The sequence below is a fragment of the Sulfitobacter donghicola DSW-25 = KCTC 12864 = JCM 14565 genome (genome assembly GCF_000622405.1).
GTDB classification, from domain to species: domain Bacteria; phylum Pseudomonadota; class Alphaproteobacteria; order Rhodobacterales; family Rhodobacteraceae; genus Sulfitobacter; species Sulfitobacter donghicola.
On sequence record NZ_JASF01000005.1, the window covers coordinates 3060179 to 3076501 of the forward strand.

14 protein-coding genes are annotated in these 16323 nt (G+C 53.8%); 8 read left to right on the forward strand and 6 right to left on the reverse strand.

What is annotated here, in order from left to right:
- Nucleotides 1–36: 36 nt before the first annotated feature.
- From Z948_RS0116260 to Z948_RS0116280, 5 genes are read left to right on the forward strand one after another with little or no spacing between them, the layout of a single operon-like run.
- On the forward strand, nucleotides 37–819 hold the full coding sequence (locus Z948_RS0116260; RefSeq protein ID WP_025060607.1) for an ABC transporter ATP-binding protein: 783 nt from the start codon (nucleotides 37–39) through the stop codon (nucleotides 817–819).
- Nucleotides 816–1547, forward strand: a complete 732-nt coding sequence (locus tag Z948_RS0116265) for an ABC transporter ATP-binding protein (RefSeq protein WP_025060608.1) — start codon at nucleotides 816–818, stop codon at nucleotides 1545–1547. The genes Z948_RS0116260 and Z948_RS0116265 overlap by 4 nt, the downstream gene beginning before the upstream one ends.
- A 3-nt stretch (nucleotides 1548–1550) precedes the next feature.
- Nucleotides 1551–1946, forward strand: a complete 396-nt coding sequence (locus Z948_RS0116270; RefSeq protein ID WP_025060609.1) for a hypothetical protein — start codon at nucleotides 1551–1553, stop codon at nucleotides 1944–1946.
- Nucleotides 1946–2959: a branched-chain amino acid ABC transporter permease gene (locus Z948_RS0116275; protein WP_025060610.1), complete on the forward strand. Its 1014-nt coding sequence runs from the start codon at nucleotides 1946–1948 to the stop codon at nucleotides 2957–2959. Before Z948_RS0116270 ends, Z948_RS0116275 begins: the two co-directional genes overlap by 1 nt.
- Complete coding sequence (locus Z948_RS0116280) at nucleotides 2956–4293, forward strand: branched-chain amino acid ABC transporter permease (protein ID WP_025060611.1); 1338 nt, start codon at nucleotides 2956–2958, stop codon at nucleotides 4291–4293. Before Z948_RS0116275 ends, Z948_RS0116280 begins: the two co-directional genes overlap by 4 nt.
- A gap of 74 nt (nucleotides 4294–4367) precedes the next feature.
- On the opposite strand, the gene Z948_RS0116285 is transcribed toward Z948_RS0116280, so the two are convergent.
- Nucleotides 4368–5960 carry a helicase HerA-like domain-containing protein gene (locus Z948_RS0116285; RefSeq protein ID WP_025060612.1) on the reverse strand — a complete coding sequence of 531 codons (1593 nt, stop codon included), beginning with the start codon at nucleotides 5958–5960 and terminating at the stop codon, nucleotides 4368–4370.
- A gap of 505 nt (nucleotides 5961–6465) precedes the next feature.
- On the opposite strand from Z948_RS0116285, the gene Z948_RS0116290 reads away from it, so the two are divergent.
- The gene (locus Z948_RS0116290) at nucleotides 6466–7095 is read left to right on the forward strand and encodes an invasion associated locus B family protein (protein ID WP_025060613.1); all 630 of its coding nucleotides are present in this window, start codon (nucleotides 6466–6468) and stop codon (nucleotides 7093–7095) included.
- Between the two features lie 118 nt (nucleotides 7096–7213).
- Here Z948_RS0116290 and Z948_RS0116295 read toward each other — a convergent pair whose 3' ends face one another.
- From Z948_RS0116295 to Z948_RS0116310, 4 genes are read right to left on the reverse strand one after another with little or no spacing between them, the layout of a single operon-like run.
- Nucleotides 7214–8422, reverse strand: a complete 1209-nt coding sequence (locus tag Z948_RS0116295) for a beta-ketoacyl-[acyl-carrier-protein] synthase family protein (RefSeq protein ID WP_025060614.1) — start codon at nucleotides 8420–8422, stop codon at nucleotides 7214–7216.
- On the reverse strand, nucleotides 8419–8682 hold the full coding sequence (locus Z948_RS0116300) for an acyl carrier protein (protein WP_025060615.1): 264 nt from the start codon (nucleotides 8680–8682) through the stop codon (nucleotides 8419–8421). Before Z948_RS0116300 ends, Z948_RS0116295 begins: the two co-directional genes overlap by 4 nt.
- 33 nt (nucleotides 8683–8715) lie before the next feature.
- Nucleotides 8716–9807 carry a UDP-3-O-(3-hydroxymyristoyl)glucosamine N-acyltransferase gene (lpxD, locus tag Z948_RS0116305; protein WP_025060616.1) on the reverse strand — a complete coding sequence of 364 codons (1092 nt, stop codon included), beginning with the start codon at nucleotides 9805–9807 and terminating at the stop codon, nucleotides 8716–8718.
- 29 nt (nucleotides 9808–9836) lie between these two features.
- Nucleotides 9837–11453, reverse strand: a complete 1617-nt coding sequence (locus tag Z948_RS0116310) for a L,D-transpeptidase family protein (protein ID WP_025060617.1) — start codon at nucleotides 11451–11453, stop codon at nucleotides 9837–9839.
- 344 nt (nucleotides 11454–11797) lie between these two features.
- Between Z948_RS0116310 and mepK the strand changes: the two genes are divergently transcribed.
- Complete coding sequence (gene mepK / locus Z948_RS0116315; protein ID WP_025060618.1) at nucleotides 11798–12367, forward strand: peptidoglycan L,D-endopeptidase MepK; 570 nt, start codon at nucleotides 11798–11800, stop codon at nucleotides 12365–12367.
- 132 nt (nucleotides 12368–12499) lie between these two features.
- On the opposite strand, the gene hemN is transcribed toward mepK, so the two are convergent.
- Nucleotides 12500–13849 (reverse strand): oxygen-independent coproporphyrinogen III oxidase, encoded by a 1350-nt coding sequence (gene hemN / locus Z948_RS0116320; RefSeq protein ID WP_025060619.1) that lies wholly within the window; start codon nucleotides 13847–13849, stop codon nucleotides 12500–12502.
- Nucleotides 13850–14139: 290 nt separating this feature from the next.
- Here hemN and Z948_RS0116325 point away from each other — a divergent pair, with 290 nt between their 5' ends.
- Nucleotides 14140–16323 carry a sensor histidine kinase gene (locus Z948_RS0116325; protein WP_025060620.1) on the forward strand — a complete coding sequence of 728 codons (2184 nt, stop codon included), beginning with the start codon at nucleotides 14140–14142 and terminating at the stop codon, nucleotides 16321–16323.

Below are 16323 nucleotides of genomic sequence, written 5' to 3' on the forward strand. Positions count from 1 at the left end.
GTATCGCTATCGGCCAAGTATACGGGGATAAAACATATGATCGTCGTTGACGATTTACACAAACATTTCGGCGGTTTTCATGCCGTGGACGGCGCAAGCCTGACAATCGAAGAAGGTTCCATTACGGGATTGATCGGCCCAAACGGCGCAGGAAAGACTACTCTTTTCAATGTGATCGCGGGCGTTCTTCAGCCAACTTCGGGTAAGGTCACAATGGCAGGCGAGGACATCACAGGTCTGCCGCCCCATACGTTGTTTCACAAAGGGCTGCTGCGCACGTTTCAGATCGCGCATGAATTCCACTCCATGACGTGTCGCGAAAACCTGATGATGGTTCCAGGTGGGCAATCTGGTGAAACCCTGTGGAACACGTGGTTTGGCCGCAAGCGCATCGCCGATGAAGAACGCGCCCTGCGTGCCAAAGCGGATGAAGTGCTGGAGTTCCTGACAATTTCCCACTTGGCCGACCAAAAGGCGGGCCAAATCTCGGGTGGTCAGAAAAAGCTGCTGGAACTTGGCCGCACCATGATGGTGGATGCCAAGATCGTTTTCCTCGACGAGGTCGGCGCAGGCGTGAACCGCACCCTGCTGAACACCATTGGCGATGCGATTATCCGTCTGAACAAAGAGCGTGGATATACTTTTGTCGTGATCGAACATGACATGGATTTCATCGGCCGCCTATGTGATCCGGTGATTTGTATGGCCGAAGGGCGCGTTTTGGCCCAAGGCACCCTGCCCGAGATCAAAGCGAACGAACAGGTCATCGAAGCCTACCTTGGCACTGGACTAAAGAACAAAGAACAGGTGGGCGCATGAGCGATACCAACGCAAGCAAAGAGCCGTTCCTGATCGGCGACACGATGACGGGCGGCTATGGTAAAGGCCCCGATATTCTACATGGCTGTACAATTGCCGTTGATAAGGGCGAAATCGCTGTCATCGTTGGCCCGAACGGCGCTGGCAAATCCACGGCGATGAAAGCTGTGTTCGGGATGCTGGATGTGCGCTCGGGGTCGGTCAAGCTGGACGGCGAAGACATCACCAGCCTGACACCTCAGGCGCGTGTGGCCAAGGGGATGGGGTTTGTGCCGCAAACCTCGAATATCTTCACCTCGATGACGGTGGAAGAAAACCTAGAGATGGGCGCGTTTATCCGCAAGGATGACTACCGTGATACGATCGCGCAAATCTATGATCTCTTCCCGATCCTCAAGGACAAACGCAATCAGGCAGCCGGAGAGCTATCTGGTGGCCAACGCCAGCAGGTCGCCGTAGGGCGCGCATTGATGACGCAGCCCAAGGTTTTGATGCTGGACGAGCCGACAGCCGGTGTTTCACCGATTGTCATGGACGAGCTGTTTGACCGGATCATCGAGGTTGCCCGCACAGGCATCCCGATCCTGATGGTAGAACAGAACGCACGACAAGCTCTTGAAATCGCAGACAAAGGATATGTTCTGGTGCAAGGCGCGAACGCCTATACTGGAACGGGCAAAGAGCTGCTTGCCGATCCTGAAGTTCGCAAATCGTTTTTGGGGGGCTGAAGAATGAAACATCTTTTCTTGGGCGTCTGCGCGATGGCGACGCTGGCGGCTTTGCCCGCTGCTGCTGCAGAGCAAGGCTTCACCTGCTCGTTTACCTCTGAATGTATCGAGACCGAGACCTGTGAAGCGACATCATATGACGTGACGGTCAATCACAAGGAATTTGAACACCCCCATGATGGCATGGATGCATCTGCACGCTGGACTGATGATGCCGCGTCGCACACGGTTTTCTTGCGCAGCCGGCCGGATGTTGTTTTTGCCATGTGGGCAGAAAACGATGGTCGCCAATTCGGACGTCTGATGACAGATGGAAAAGGCGATGCGCGGTTGGTTGTTATGGATGCCTCCATTCCAATGATGATCAGCTATTACGGTACATGTAAGGAAGCGGAATAATGGACTTTCTCAACGCACTCGTCGCTTTGGCGAATTATGTTCTTATCCCGGGTATCGCGTACGGTAGCCAGCTGGCCATTGGCGCGCTGGGGGTTACGCTGGTGTACGGTATCCTGCGCTTTTCCAACTTTGCCCATGGTGACACCATGGCCTTTGGCACGATGATCACCATTCTGGTGACATGGGCCATGCAATCGGCTGGGATCAGCCTTGGGCCGTTGCCGACTGCCCTGCTGGCCCTGCCCTTTGGGATCTTGGGGTGTATCCTTTTGGTTCTATCGACCGATCGACTGGTCTATCGCTTTTACCGCGAACAAAAGGCCAAGCCGGTGATCCTTGTGATCGTGTCTATGGGGGTGATGTTTGTGATGAACGGTATCGTTCGTTTCATCATCGGACCAGATGACCAAAGCTTTTCTGACGGGCCGCGGTTTATCATTTCCGCGCGCGATTTCAAACGGTTGACGGGCCTTGATGAAGGTCTGGGTATCCGCACTACTCAGCTAATCACGGTGATTACAGCGATTGTCGTTGTGGCGCTGTTGTTCTGGTTCCTGAACAAAACCCGTTCAGGTAAATCCATGCGCGCCTATTCGGATAACGAAGACCTCGCGCTGTTGTCGGGCATCAACCCCGAGCGCGTTGTGATGATGACATGGATCATCGTTGCCGCCCTCGCCACGATTGCGGGTACGCTGTATGGGCTGGATAAATCGTTCAAACCTTTCACATACTTCCAGCTGTTGCTGCCGATCTTTGCCTCGGCAGTTGTGGGTGGCATCGGTAGCCCGCTGGGCGCGATTGCCGGTGGCTTTGTGATCGCCTTTTCCGAGGTCACGATCACCTATGCGTGGAAGAAAGTGCTGGTTTATCTGTTACCCGAAAGTCTGGAGCCATCCAGCCTCGTGCAACTGATGTCCACCGATTATAAATTCGCCGTCAGCTTTGTGATCTTGCTGATTGTGCTTCTGTTCAAGCCTACGGGCCTCTTCAAAGGGCAGTCTACAACATGACCGATACTGTGAAAAATACACTGCTGTTTGCACTGGTCTTTACCCTGATCATTATCTCTGGGTTCTTCCAAGGGTGGAACAACGCGATGTTCATCCTCAACATGGGTCTGATTTCGTCGATCATGGCCTTGGGGGTAAACCTGCAATGGGGCTTTGCCGGCTTGTTTAACGTTGGCGTTATGGGCTTTGTTGCTTTGGGTGGTCTGGCGGCTGTGCTGATTGGCATGCCTGCAACTCCGGGTGCCTTTGCGGCTGGGGGTGCTGGTGTCATCGTGGCGCTGGTTCTTGGTGCGGCGACGATCGTTGCATCGGTTTTCGCCTACAAGCGCATGCCAGCGGGGCGCAGCAGAAGCCTTGCCATTACGGCGATCCTGATCTTTGGCTTTTTCGTATTCCGTGGTTTTCTGGACCCGAACGTTGATCTGATCGAGGCCGTGAACCCTGCGGCGACTGGTTACCTTGGTGGGTTGAACCCCGGAACCGAGGAAACCTATCGCGATAACGGGTGGATCATGCTGATCGCGTGGCCTGTTGGCGGGCTGTTTGCTGCGGGCGCTGCTTGGCTGATTGGTAAGGCCGCTCTTGGGCTGCGTTCGGATTATCTGGCCATTGCGACCTTGGGCATTGCCGAGATCATCATCGCCATTCTCAAGAACGAAGACTGGCTGACGCGTGGTGTGAAAAACGTTGTCGGTATTCCGCGCCCTGTTCCCTATGAGCTGGACCTGCAAGGGTCAGCGGCCTTTGTCGAACGTGCGGCATCCATGGGGTTTGACCCTGTCGAGGCCTCTACCCTTTGGGTAAAGCTGCTTTATGCGGTATTGTTCGCGGTCGTTTTGGGGATCATCTTTTGGATGACGCAGCGTGCCCTGAACTCGCCTTGGGGGCGGATGATGCGCGCGATCCGTGACAATGAAGATGCAGCTGAGGCAATGGGCAAAGACGTAACAGCCCGCCACCTTCAGGTGTTTATCCTTGGCTCGGCGATCTGTGGCATTGCAGGCGCGATGATGACCACATTGGACAGCCAGCTTACACCGGGCACCTATCAGCCGCTGCGCTTTACCTTCCTGATCTGGGTGATGGTGATTGTGGGGGGATCGGGTAGCAACCTTGGCTCGATTTTGGGCGGTTTCCTGATCTGGTTCCTTTGGGTTCAGGTTGAGCCGATGGGCATCTTCCTGATGGATCTCATCACATCTGGCATGGCCGAAGACAGCTGGCTGCGGGCGCACCTGTTGGACAGTGCCGCACAGATGCGCCTGATGACCATGGGCGTTATTATGATCCTTGTTTTGCGGTTTAGCCCACGTGGTTTGATCCCTGAAAAATAGGACCTAACCAGTCAAACAAAAAAGGGCGCCAGATGACCTCTGGCGCCCTTTTTCGTTTTGTACTGTGAAGGCTTTTAGCGGCCTTTGAACAACCCACCAAGGATGCCACGCACAATGCGCCGCCCTGTTGTGCCTTTAAGCTCTTTGATCACCACATTCGCAATTGCGCCACCGATCCCGTCACCAACGGATGTGCGGCTGCTGCTGGTCCGGCGAGACTTTGTCTCGGTGCCTTTGTTCGCATAGCGGCGGGCCTTTTTGAACTCGCGCAGCGAGGGCGTTTGTGCGGCCGCTGTTTTTGCGGCTTTTGCTGCAGCTTCTGCCTTTTCGATTTCCGCCTCAGCGGCCTCGGCCTCAGCGGCGGCTTTTTCGGCGCGCCCACGCAGAATTTCAAACGCGCTTTCGCGGTCTAGTGGCGTGTCGTATTTTCCAGCCATATCTGACGCTGCCATCATCGTGGCACGTTCGGCTTTGGTGATTGGCCCCAGTTGGGAGGACGGCGGGCGGATCAATGTCCGTTCAACAATTCCAGGCACGCCTTTGGGTTGAAGCATTGAAGTCACGGCCTCACCTACCCCGACCTCGCGAATGGCTTCTTCGGTGCTAAAGGCGGGGTTCTCGCGATAGGTTTGCGCCGCCATGCGCAGTTCCTTTTGGTCCTTGGCGGTAAAGGCGCGCAAGGCGTGCTGAACGCGGTTACCAAGCTGGCCAAGGATGTCTTCGGGAACGTCAGCTGGGTTTTGGGTGATGAAATACACCCCGACCCCTTTGGAGCGGATCAGGCGGGCAACCTGTTCGACCTTATCCACCAAAGCCTTTGGCGCATCGTCAAACAACAGGTGCGCCTCATCAAAGAAGAATACCAGTTTTGGCTTGTCAGGGTCACCAACCTCGGGAAGTTCTTCGAACAACTCGGACAGCAGCCACAACAGGAACGTCGCATAAAGCTTAGGCGCGCCCATGAGTTGATCGGAGGCAAGGATATTGATCATCCCGCGGCCATCGGCATCGGTTCGCATAAGATCAGACAGCGCCAATGCAGGTTCGCCAAACAGTTTGGTCGCGCCTTGGTTTTCCAGAACCAACAGGCGGCGCTGAATCGCGCCAACTGAAGAGGTCGAGACATTGCCATAACGCAAAGACAAATCTTTTGCGTTTTCACCGATCCAGACAAGCAGCGCTTGGAGGTCTTTTAAATCCAGCAAGGCCATGCCGTCTTCATCTGCAACGCGAAAGGCAATGTTCAGAATGCCCTCTTGTGCTTCGGTCAGGCCCAAAAGCTGGCCCAACAACAGAGGCCCCATTTCAGAAACGGTTGTGCGAACGGGGTGCCCTTGCTCTCCGAACAAATCCCAAAAGGTGACGGGAAAGGCTTCGTATTTAAAGTCGGTAAAACCGATCTTTTCTGCGCGTTCGGTAAAGGGGGTGTGGAGCTTGTGCGTGGGGTCGCCAGCAACGGCCAAACCGCTGAGATCACCTTTCACATCCGATAAGAATACCGGCACACCTGCATTGGCAAAACCTTCGGCCAAAATCTGGAGAGTTACCGTTTTACCCGTACCGGTCGCCCCCGCAACAAGGCCATGCCGGTTTGCATATTTCAGCGATAAAAACTGCTGCGTGCCATAGTCAGGCCCACCACCGCCAATAAAAAGATCAGAACTCACGAACAAACTCTCCTGTAATATCAAAGCGCTTTGCGCTGTATATGCGTCACCGCTCCGCCAAAGCATACTTACTTAACCTTTATGCGCCATAGTGAATTTGTCAGCGCTTCATATGTCCATGAAGAACTGACACTTCCTCCCTGTCAGACTGACCGTGCCTTCGGGTACGGTCTCTTTTTATGAGCGGTGTAAATTTCTTAGCAAATCAATGGATTTGCTGTGTAGGAATTTCACTTTTACCTGTTGACCAGATTGGCCTGCTTGCCTAGTCTCTCCTCAATAAGTCGGCTCAGTCCGACAGGGAGTTACCAAAAATTGAAAAAAGAGGACATTCTGTGTCCTCTTTTTTTTGGCCTGAAATGTGCTGGCCCGGGTGCTGCGATTTACCCATTTGCTTTTAGGCGAAAATACGCTTTTACGACACAGCTGTAATGTAGTTGCCCCCTGACAAGCTGATTGCAGAGTGTTAAAGCGGGTTAACTGAAAACAATTCGACGGATTTTTCATGACTAAATTTTCATTAGCCCTCACGCTTTGCTCGGCACTTGTGGCCTTTGCTCCGGCTGTTTCTTTTGCACAAACAGCGACCACAGAAACAGCAGACACCGCTGAAGGCGCAGCGCCAGCGTCCAATATTGAGGATCAGCTGAGCCTTGGTGAAGACGCAGACAAAGACCCCGAAGTCGGCAAGCCGTTCACACGTGAAGTGATTGGCGCCTGGGAGATGCGTTGTATCAAGGTTGAAGAAGGCGAAGAGCCTTGCCAGATGTACCAGCTGATGGATGATGGTCAGGGTGCACCTGTCGCCGAAGTTTCCCTGTTCCGCCTGCCCGCCGGTGGCAAAGCTGTTGCTGGCGCGACAATCATTGTTCCTCTTGAAACAGCGATCCCACAGCAGCTGACCATCGCGATCGACGGCGGCAAAGCGCGCCGTTACCCTTATGCCTTCTGCAACCCAGTCGGTTGCTACGTGCGTTTGGGTTTGACAGATGCGGATGTAAACGCATTCAAACGCGGCAACGAAGCGATCATGACCATCGTGCCAGCGCTGGCACCTGATCAAAAAGTTGAGCTGAAAATGTCTCTGGAAGGCTTCACAGCTTCTTTTGATAAAGTATCTATTCTGAACCAATAAGGTTTTAGAAAAATGTAATAGAAAAGGCCGCGCTAGATAATAGCGCGGCCTTTTTTATATCTTGTGAGAGGTCAGCTTTGAAAAACCCGATAAAGGGCAGAGTTTCGGAATTTCCGCTTTAAATCGCGCTTAGGGCGACAACGGCGTTCATGCCGCCAAAGGCAAAAGCGTTGCTTAGCACAACATTCACTTTAGCCTCACGTGCTTCATTCGGCACAACATCCAATGCGCATTCGGGGTCTGCTTCTTCATAGCCAATCGTTGGGGCAATAATGCCTTCTCGTAGGGCCATGATACAGGCCAGCAGCTCAACGGCGCCAGTGCCGCCGATCAGATGGCCATGCATGGATTTGGTCGAGCTGATCATCAGATTATCCGCATGCGGGCCAAACACATCTGCAACTGCCGCGCATTCGGTTTTGTCATTCGCAGCCGTGCCCGTGCCATGGGCGTTGATATAGCCCACCTCTGAGGCATCAATCTGTGCATCTTTCAGCGCGCCAGCCATGGCACGGGCAGCACCGTTCTTTGATGGCATAACGATATCGGTCGCATCCGATGACATGGCAAAGCCGGAAACCTCACATAAGATTTCAGCGCCACGGGCCTTTGCGTGTTCGTATTCCTCGAACACAAAGATCCCCGCGCCTTCCCCCTGAACCATCCCATTTCGATTGGCCGAAAACGGGCGGCAGGCGTTTTTTGACATAACCCGCAAACCTTCCCATGCTTTGACACCGCCAAAGCACAGCATGGATTCAGATCCCCCCGTTACCATCGCTGGCGCCATCCCCGATCGCACCATCGCAAAAGCCTGCGCCATAGCGTGATTAGAGGATGCGCAAGCGGTTGAGACCGTAAAGGAAGGCCCCTTGAGGTTCCATTCCATGCTCACATGGCTGGCGGCTGCATTGTTCATCAGCTTTGGCACGACAAAGGGGTGAACGCGGTTTTTGCCCTCTTCATAAACCGCGCGATAGTTATCATCCCACGTGCTGACACCGCCGCCCGCAGTGCCCAGAACCACGCCTGAACGGGCAGCTAGATCGCCTGTAAACACAAGGCCCGATTGCTCAATCGCTTCCTTTGCGGCCGCTAATGTGAATTGGGTAAAGCGGTCATAAAGGGACATCTGTTGGCGGTTATAGCGGCCTTCGGCCTCAAACTCGGTCACCTGCCCGCCAATCTGGATTTGCAGGCGATCTACGTCGCGAATGTCCAAGGGTTTAATCCCGCAGACACCCTCTTGCATCGCGCGGTAAGTATCAGAGACGTTGTGAGCCAATGCGTTGATGGTTCCCGCACCGGTAATAACAACCCGTTTCATGCGCTTGATTGCTCGGCGCAGAGGCGTTCGATGCCTGCGATGATGCTGGCCACGCTAGAGATGTCAAAGTCGGATTCTGAGGGCTCGTTCGCATTGAAGGGCACGGTGATGTCAAAGGTCTCTTCGATTGCAAAGATACTTTCGACCAAACCAAGGCTGTCAATGCCGAGACTTTCCAAAGTGCTGTCCATGGAAATGTCATCGGGTTCCAGAACGGCCTGCTCTGCGATGATGGAAATGACCTGATCTTTAACGCTCATGGGTTTTGTTCCTCTAGAGAATTCGGGGCGTTTTTAGGTGTCCTTGTCGGTGCTGAAAACAGCTTTTTTCAGCTCGCTGATGTCGCGCATCAGGCGGGGCAATCGGCGTAATGCTTTGTAGCTCTCAACCTGTTTGTCCATCTGGGTCGCGGGATAGCCAAGCATGGTGCGGCCCGCAGGAACATTTGACATCAGTTTGGTGCTGCCACCTGCAATCACGCCATCGCCTACAAAGATGTTGTCGCTCACGCCGCATTGTCCGGCCAGAACCACGTTATCGCCAATCGTTGCAGATCCGGCGATCCCGACCTGACCGCAGATCAGGCAGTTGCGCCCGATCACAACGTTATGCCCTAGATGGACTTGGTTATCGAGCTTGCTCCCGTCACCAATCACAGTATCGCGGATGGTGCCGCAATCAATCGTTGCCCCCATGCCGATTTCCACATCATGGCCGATGGTGACAGCGCCCAAAGAATGGATGCGGGTCCACTCCTGAGCCTTTGCATCCCCTTGATCCCCCAAGGTTTCGCGAACGGATTCAACGCTGGAGGGTTCCGCCGTTACAAATGAAAACCCATCGCCGCCGATCCGCGCGCCAGGTTGCGCCCTAAAGCGGTTACCAATCGTCACACGCGCGCCGATGCTGACGGCTTCGCGCAGATAAGCGCCCTCGCCTATGGTAACATTCCAGCCAATGAAACACTGCGGGCCAATCACGCTATTCGCGCCGATCTTGGCGCCTTTTGAAATCACAGCAAGGGGTCCCACACTCACCCCCTCGGCCAATTCGGCCTCGGGATCGACATAGGCTGTGGGGTGAATACCCGCCTCAAACCCCTGCCCTGCATCCAGCATTTTGGTCAGGCTCGCCATGGCATACCGTGGGCGCGGCGCAATGATCGCAGCCTCTAGGCCAAGGGCCTGCCAATCCGCCCCCTCCCACAGCAACGCCGCGCGGGCTTTGCCCTCAGACAGGCTTTCGGCGTATTTCGGGTTCATCGCTAGGGCAAGGTTGCTTGGCCCCGCCGCTGCTGGCTCGGCTGCGGCGTCTATCAAAATATCAATGGCGCCGAAGGCCTCAGCCCCCAACGCCATTGCAATGTCTTTTACGGAATGGGTCATGTCGCGCTCCCCTAAAGGTTGACGCTGACTTAACCCTGAACGCTATCGAGTTCCACCCCTGCCTTTTGCAAGGCCTTCCAAATGAGCGCATCACGCCCATAAACGTCGCGGCGGAAGTTCAGGTTTCCGCGCGCATCTGTAAAGGCCGTGCGATAAATGATGTGCACAGGTACCTGTTTTACCAGATCAACCCGCGCTTCACGGCCCGTGTTCAGCTTGCCTTGAAAAAAGCCTTTTGGGTCTGCTTCTTGTTTGGCCAGCAGTGCTTCGGCGAAATCAAAGGGGTCATTCAGACGAACACAGCCATGGCTATAGGCGCGCACTTCGCGGCTGAACAAGGATTTCGCAGGCGTATCATGCAGATATATGTTGTATTTGTTCGGGAACATGAACTTTACCAGCCCCAGCGCGTTGGAACGGCTGGGAGGTTGGCGCATGGAATAAGGGAAGTTACGCGCGTTGTATTTCGCAAAATTCGCCTTTGAGCGGTTCACCTTGCGCCCGCGGCTATCGGTGATTTCGATGTGGCGCACGGCGTTGGGGTTGTTACGCAGCGCGGGCAGATATTCGTTCACGATGATCGAGCGCGGAACATACCAGCTGGGGTTAATCACCATATGGCTCATAATGTCTGAGAATTCTGGTGTTGGGCGGTCGGATTTATTCGCCCCCACAACTGAACGCGTTTCAAAGGTGACGCGGCCATGGTCTACGATTTTGGCTGTAAAATCAGGGATGTTTACAAGGATATGGCGATCACCCAGCGATTGGTTCAACCACCGCTCGCGCTCCATCGCAACCAATACGTTCTTTAACCGGCTGTTGATGCTTTCGTTGATCTGTTTGATGGTCCCGCTACCGGCAACGCCGTCTGCTTTCAGGCCGTGCGCTTTTTGAAACGCCGTAACAGCAGCTGTCATTGCCTTATCGTAGGTTTTGGCGTTGGAGCGTTCAAGGTAGCCCATCACCATCAAGCGGTTGCGCAGCGCAAGAACTGATTGCCCAGACGCTCCCGGTTTCAAGGAGGTCGCTTTAACCGTTGGGCCCCATCCGCCGCGTGTGATCTGCTCTTCGAGCAGCATCTTTTGCTTCATCAGGGCGCTATATTCAATTGTACGCGGTGCAAGGCCACGCAAATAGGCCGCAGGGCGTGCCGCCAGAAAACCCGAAATCAATTCTGCACGGTCGGTATAGGCAACCTCGCGTTTGATTGCGGATACAACTTTATGCGGGGTTAACGCGCCGCTTTGAAGGTCACGGGCATATTGCAGGAACATACGGGTCATCTCGACCTCGATAATGCCCAGATCACGGGCAGACCGTGCGTTGGCCATTTGGCGTTCCAGCGCGTCAACATCATAGCGCGCAACAGGCAATCCATGATCCCCCGCATGGCGCAAGGCATTCAACAACGCAGCGCGGCGTGCGCGATGGGTTTCATCATCCCCTGTCCAAATGCCTTCAAAGTTTTGAGCGCGGTAGAATTTTGCGATGTCGTCATCGCGCGATCCAGTCTCTGCAACCGCTTGTTTAAACGCGGTTACCTGTGCGTGAACAGGTTCAGCGGTGGTCAGGAAAAAAGCACTAAGCGCGATTGCCGCTGCAATGGATTTGGGCCCTGAGAGTCTTCGAAATTGCGAAAGCATGAATAATTCCCTGAAAACATAGATTCTTTCGGGCCAGTATTCTGGGACCCGTCAACCTGAGTCCATTCACAAAAAGGCGATTTTGCACTTTTTCATAACAAATAGTGCTAATTAGCCACCGTAAATCGATGCCCGAGGTCCAAAGATAGCCGATAAATGCGCAAAAAATTGCCTAAAATTAAGTGCACCAGTTGTTCCAGTGATTCACCTCTTGGTTCCTTTTTAGCTATATGCAATAGATTAGGCGCATCTGGGGAGATGATAATACAGTCCGTGTAACATCACGAACACATTGGCAGTATCCACAGGCACGCCTCACTTGGGCAAGAAACGGGACAGATAGTATGACATCTAACAGTTCAAACGGCATGACACGCCGCGGCGTTTTAGGCGCATTCGCAGCGACAGCAGTTACAGCAGCTCCCACATTTGCAAACGCAGCAGGTTTCCTGCGCGGCGCTGGCGATATCCGCCGCATTCGTATGTATTCTGGTCGTACGGGCGAACGGATCGATATGATCTACTGGATCGAAGGCAAATACATCAAAGACGCGGTTAAAGAAGTAAACTACTTCATGCGCGACTGGCGCACCAATGACACCATCAATATGGACCTGCGCACAGTTGATATTATGGCAGCGGCGCACAACCTGCTCGACCCGAACGAACCCTACATGCTGTTGTCCGGCTATCGCAGCCCAAAGACAAACGCGATGCTGCGGTCCCGTTCCAAAGGTGTTGCAAAGAATTCCTTGCACATGCGGGGTCAGGCTGCTGATCTGCGCCTTAACTCACGCTCGGTGACCCAGATGGCAAAAGCCGCAGCCGTGTGTCGCGGTGGTGGCGTTGGCCGCTATTCTGGTTCGAACTTTGTGCATATGGATTGCGGGACAGTCCGCACTTGGGGGCGTTAAGGCCTCCACCTTCTCAACAGATAAAGAAAACGGGCGCTCCTTGGGGCGCCTTTTTTGCATCCGGTGATGAAGTTCATATTGTGAATGGGGGTAAGACGTTACTGTCTGCCAATTTTGGCAGACAGCGAAAGGTCACACGGCAACGGAATGACGGGCCGTGCTGTCCTGTAGGTAGGCATCAAACGCGGCTGCTGCCAGACGAACCAAAGGGCGCCCGCGCGCGGTCATGGTCACCTTGCCTTGGGACATTTGCAAAAGCCCATCCCGCTCCATCTCGACCAGACTGTGGCAAGGCGCCACCCACCAATTATCTGGTGCATTGTGTTTCCGCCCCACCGCTGCTGCATCGACAGATCCGTCACACATCAGCCGTTCTATGACCTCGGCGCGTAACACATCGTCCTTTTCGAACGGCAAACCCTTTGCCACGGGGAGGATCCCCGCCTCGACCGAACGGGACCATGCGCCTGTTTCGCTGATGTTTTGTTGATATCCAAACGGCGTTTTACCAATCGAGGTCGCGCCCAGACCAATCATCGTTGTGGCGAGATCCGTAGTATATCCTTGAAAGTTCCGGCGAAGTTGTCCGTTTTGGGCCGCAACTGTCAGGTCATCTTGGGGCAAGGCAAAATGATCTAATCCAATCGCCACATAGCCTTCGGCCAGCAATGCTTCGGCTGCTGCGTTTGCTTGGGCTGCGCGTTCAGCGGCATCAGGAAGCGAAGCATCGTCTATCATGCGTTGGTTTTTGGCCATCCAAGGCACATGCGCATACCCAAAAAGAGCAACGCGGTCGGGCCGCATCTGGGCGGTTAGTTTTACTGTCTCGACCAAGCTTTCGACGGTTTGGAAAGGCAAGCCATAGATCAGATCAAAGTTGATCCCGCTCACACCAGCCTCGCGCAGCTGGGTCACGGATGTTCGCACCATTTCTGGCGGTTGAATGCGGTTGATGGCCTTTTGCACCTTCAGGTCAAATTCCTGCACGCCAAAGCTGGCACGGGTAAAGCCCAGCTCGCCAATCCGTTTCGCCATTTCAGCTGTGAGCGTCCTCGGGTCGCTTTCGATTGCAATTTCAGCGTCAGGCGCAAAATCCCACCGCGAGCGGACATCTTGCATCAAGAGCGTTAAATCATCGGGACTGAGGGCTGTGGGTGTGCCACCACCCCAATGCAAATGGGATATCGTCATCCGTGCGGGCAATGCATCGGCCGTGAGCGCGATCTCTTTCCTGAGGGTTTTGGCATAGGCCGCGACAGGGTCGTATTTTGCAGCAAGCTTCATGTTGCAACCGCAATACCAGCACATCTGGCGGCAAAACGGCACGTGCAGATAAAGGGAAATAGGATCAGCGGTTTCAAGGTCAGCCAACCAACCGCGATAGGTTTCTTCGGGAAACCCTTTCTGAAAATGAGGCGCTGTTGGATAACTGGTATAACGAGGGGTCGCGCGGGTGGCATAGCGGTCCAAAACAGGGTCCATTTAGCTGTCCTTTAGGTCAGTGGTTTTGGCCAGATTTGCAAACCACTGTGTTGGAAAATCATGCCATGGCTACGGCGCTGAGGGAGGAGCAGCGCGCGGCCATGGCACAATTCATTCGTGTTGTCCGCTTTGGATAGCTTGCGCCGTTTCACCCGTCTTTGATTTGGATCAAGGGGGGGACGCAAGGGGGATGGCTGCAAATGCTGAGGAGTTGCGAATAGATCCCCTCCTATATTGTTCACTCCAGTGAACTATTGCGTTTTGGGGTCTTGGTAGGCCTTACTGATCCTATGTCAGGGTCCAATATTTCTCCGCGCCCCGAGCGCTCTTATTTCATTATCTTTTCGGTGTTGCTCATTTGGGTTGTGATCGTTGCGATGATTGGTCTGGATTTATCCAAACGCCCTTATTTCGGAGCCAAATTCGATACCGATCTGGGCGAAAAGGTAATTGTCGTTACCGAAGTTTACGAAGGAGGGGCTGCGGAAAATGCGGGTTTGACCATAGGAACACGTATCACGCATCTTTCCACAGATACTGTGCCGAAATTTGCCTTGAACGGGTTGGAAACCGTCGGTGGGCGGCATGAGCTGAGAAACTATGCGATGGTTCAAGATACCGTCGATGCAAAATACAAAATCTGGCCCCTGCTTTTTGATCCTTCGCTGACGTTTTACAGCGATGACGGGACCGCATTTGCAATCCCTCCCACCATCGGGCGAAGCCTGTGGTCCCTGCCCCTGAAATCCTATCTTACTTTAACTCAAAGCCTGTTGGTTTTGTCTATCACGATCGGGATCGTGGCCTTTGCCACGCCTTCCCGTACGGTAAGTTATCTGACGGCAGGCGGTTTTGGCCTTGCGACAAATGTCATCTGTGGCGCCTACCTAGGGTCTAGCCTGCTGACGATCCCACCAGAGTATTTTCGAGGTATTATCAATGTGGCGGCATGGGGGTTTACCATATTCTCCTATAGTTTGCTCGCGCTTTTCTTCTCCTTTCCTGCACGTTTGTTCAAATGGCCCGCCAGCGAAATCCTGTTCGCAACAGGGTTGGCATTACAGGCCATGGTTAGTTTTGAATTGCTAGAGACCCCTTTTCACAGCTTTCAGATCGTGAACCTAACGCCGATCCCCTTTGCTTTGATCGGCAGCATGCTTCAATGGCGTCAAAGCAGAAATGACCCGATCGCACGGGCCTCTGTTATGTGGTTTTCCCTGTCGATTTACGGCATCGTTTCGGCGGTTTCGCTGCTTTACTCGCTTCCTATTTTGCTGGGCATTCTCCCGATCATGAGCCCCCATGTGGTCAATTTTTCCTTGGCATTTATTTACCTCGGTATTTCGGCGGGTGCTTTGAAATATCGCCTGTTTGATATGCACACCGTTTGGTGGAAAACGGTGACTTGGCTGATGGGAGGTTTCATCGTTGTGATCGCCGATCTGTTTTTGGTCTGGCAATTCAGCATTGACCAAAACGAAGCCCTCTTTCTGGCTCTTTTGCTTGCGGGATGGGTCTATTTCCCGATCCGCCAGTATATCGTCCAGCGGTTTTTACCCTCTCAAGAGACAGCCATTCATAGCCTTGTGCCAGATCTGGTTTCCTCGTTTTCGTCCTTGCGCGATAACGATCAGATCGAAGGCCGCTATATCTCGTTTCTCCAGCGTTGCTTTGGGGCGGATGGGATCGGCTCTATCACTTCGGAGGTCACAACATCCGCCCAGATCGAAAACAACGGCCTTGCGATGCGGGTTAGCAATGTTGCTGGTGATCGCTCGATCCAATTGGTTGGCAAAGAGCATGGGCGCAGCTTGTTTTCCTCCAATGATGTGGAAACCGTAGATGTGATCCTGAACCTCATCCGCAGTATGAAGGATACAAACCAATCCTTGGACGCCCAACAAGAGCACGAGCGCAATCGCATCGTCAGAGACCTTCATGACGATGTTGGCGGGCGTCTATTAAGTCTGGTTTACCAAGCTGGCGATAGCGCGCTGGCGAGCGAAGCACGCAGCACCCTCGCTGCTTTGAAAGAAACGCTTGTTGTGGTTGAAAACACCGAAACAATTGATCTGGACATCGCATGGCGCGAGATATGCACCAGCGCCTCGCATCGGTTTGCCCAGTCTGGCCAGACCTTTGCGGTTTCCGAACACCGGCTTGCGCCGCGCGTGCTCTCGGCGCGCGAGTATGTAAACCTCAAGCGGGTGATGTTTGAAATTGTCAGCAATGCCATCAAATATGGGGCCCGAGACAGTATCGTCTTTGCTGCGCGCTCGCTGGCTGATGGGGCGTTAGAGATCACAGCCTCGAATACAGTCAAAACCCAAAGCGAAGACCCAGAAGGGAGCCATCGTGGGCTGCTGAACATCAAAACCCGAATTGGCGAGTTGGGAGGCAGTTCAAACACCGAGTTCCGGAAAACGCCCCTTGGGGAGGATCAATTTGTGGTGACGATCATCATCCCGCTGTGA

Excerpts from the sequence above, each read along its gene's own strand:
- Z948_RS0116300 (WP_025060615.1), bottom strand. The coding sequence starts at position 8,682 with ATGAGCGTTAAAGATCAGGTCATTTCCATCATCGCAGAGCAGGCCGTT.
- Z948_RS0116275 (WP_025060610.1), top strand. The coding sequence starts at position 1,946 with ATGGACTTTCTCAACGCACTCGTCGCTTTGGCGAATTATGTTCTTATC.
- lpxD (WP_025060616.1), bottom strand. The coding sequence starts at position 9,807 with ATGACCCATTCCGTAAAAGACATTGCAATGGCGTTGGGGGCTGAGGCC.
- Z948_RS0116265 (WP_025060608.1), top strand. The coding sequence starts at position 816 with ATGAGCGATACCAACGCAAGCAAAGAGCCGTTCCTGATCGGCGACACG.
- Z948_RS0116270 (WP_025060609.1), top strand. The coding sequence starts at position 1,551 with ATGAAACATCTTTTCTTGGGCGTCTGCGCGATGGCGACGCTGGCGGCT.
- hemN (WP_025060619.1), bottom strand. The coding sequence starts at position 13,849 with ATGGACCCTGTTTTGGACCGCTATGCCACCCGCGCGACCCCTCGTTAT.
- Z948_RS0116310 (WP_025060617.1), bottom strand. The coding sequence starts at position 11,453 with ATGCTTTCGCAATTTCGAAGACTCTCAGGGCCCAAATCCATTGCAGCG.
- mepK (WP_025060618.1), top strand. The coding sequence starts at position 11,798 with ATGACATCTAACAGTTCAAACGGCATGACACGCCGCGGCGTTTTAGGC.
- Z948_RS0116295 (WP_025060614.1), bottom strand. The coding sequence starts at position 8,422 with ATGAAACGGGTTGTTATTACCGGTGCGGGAACCATCAACGCATTGGCT.
- Z948_RS0116290 (WP_025060613.1), top strand. The coding sequence starts at position 6,466 with ATGACTAAATTTTCATTAGCCCTCACGCTTTGCTCGGCACTTGTGGCC.
- Z948_RS0116280 (WP_025060611.1), top strand. The coding sequence starts at position 2,956 with ATGACCGATACTGTGAAAAATACACTGCTGTTTGCACTGGTCTTTACC.
- Z948_RS0116325 (WP_025060620.1), top strand. The coding sequence starts at position 14,140 with ATGTCAGGGTCCAATATTTCTCCGCGCCCCGAGCGCTCTTATTTCATT.
- Z948_RS0116260 (WP_025060607.1), top strand. The coding sequence starts at position 37 with ATGATCGTCGTTGACGATTTACACAAACATTTCGGCGGTTTTCATGCC.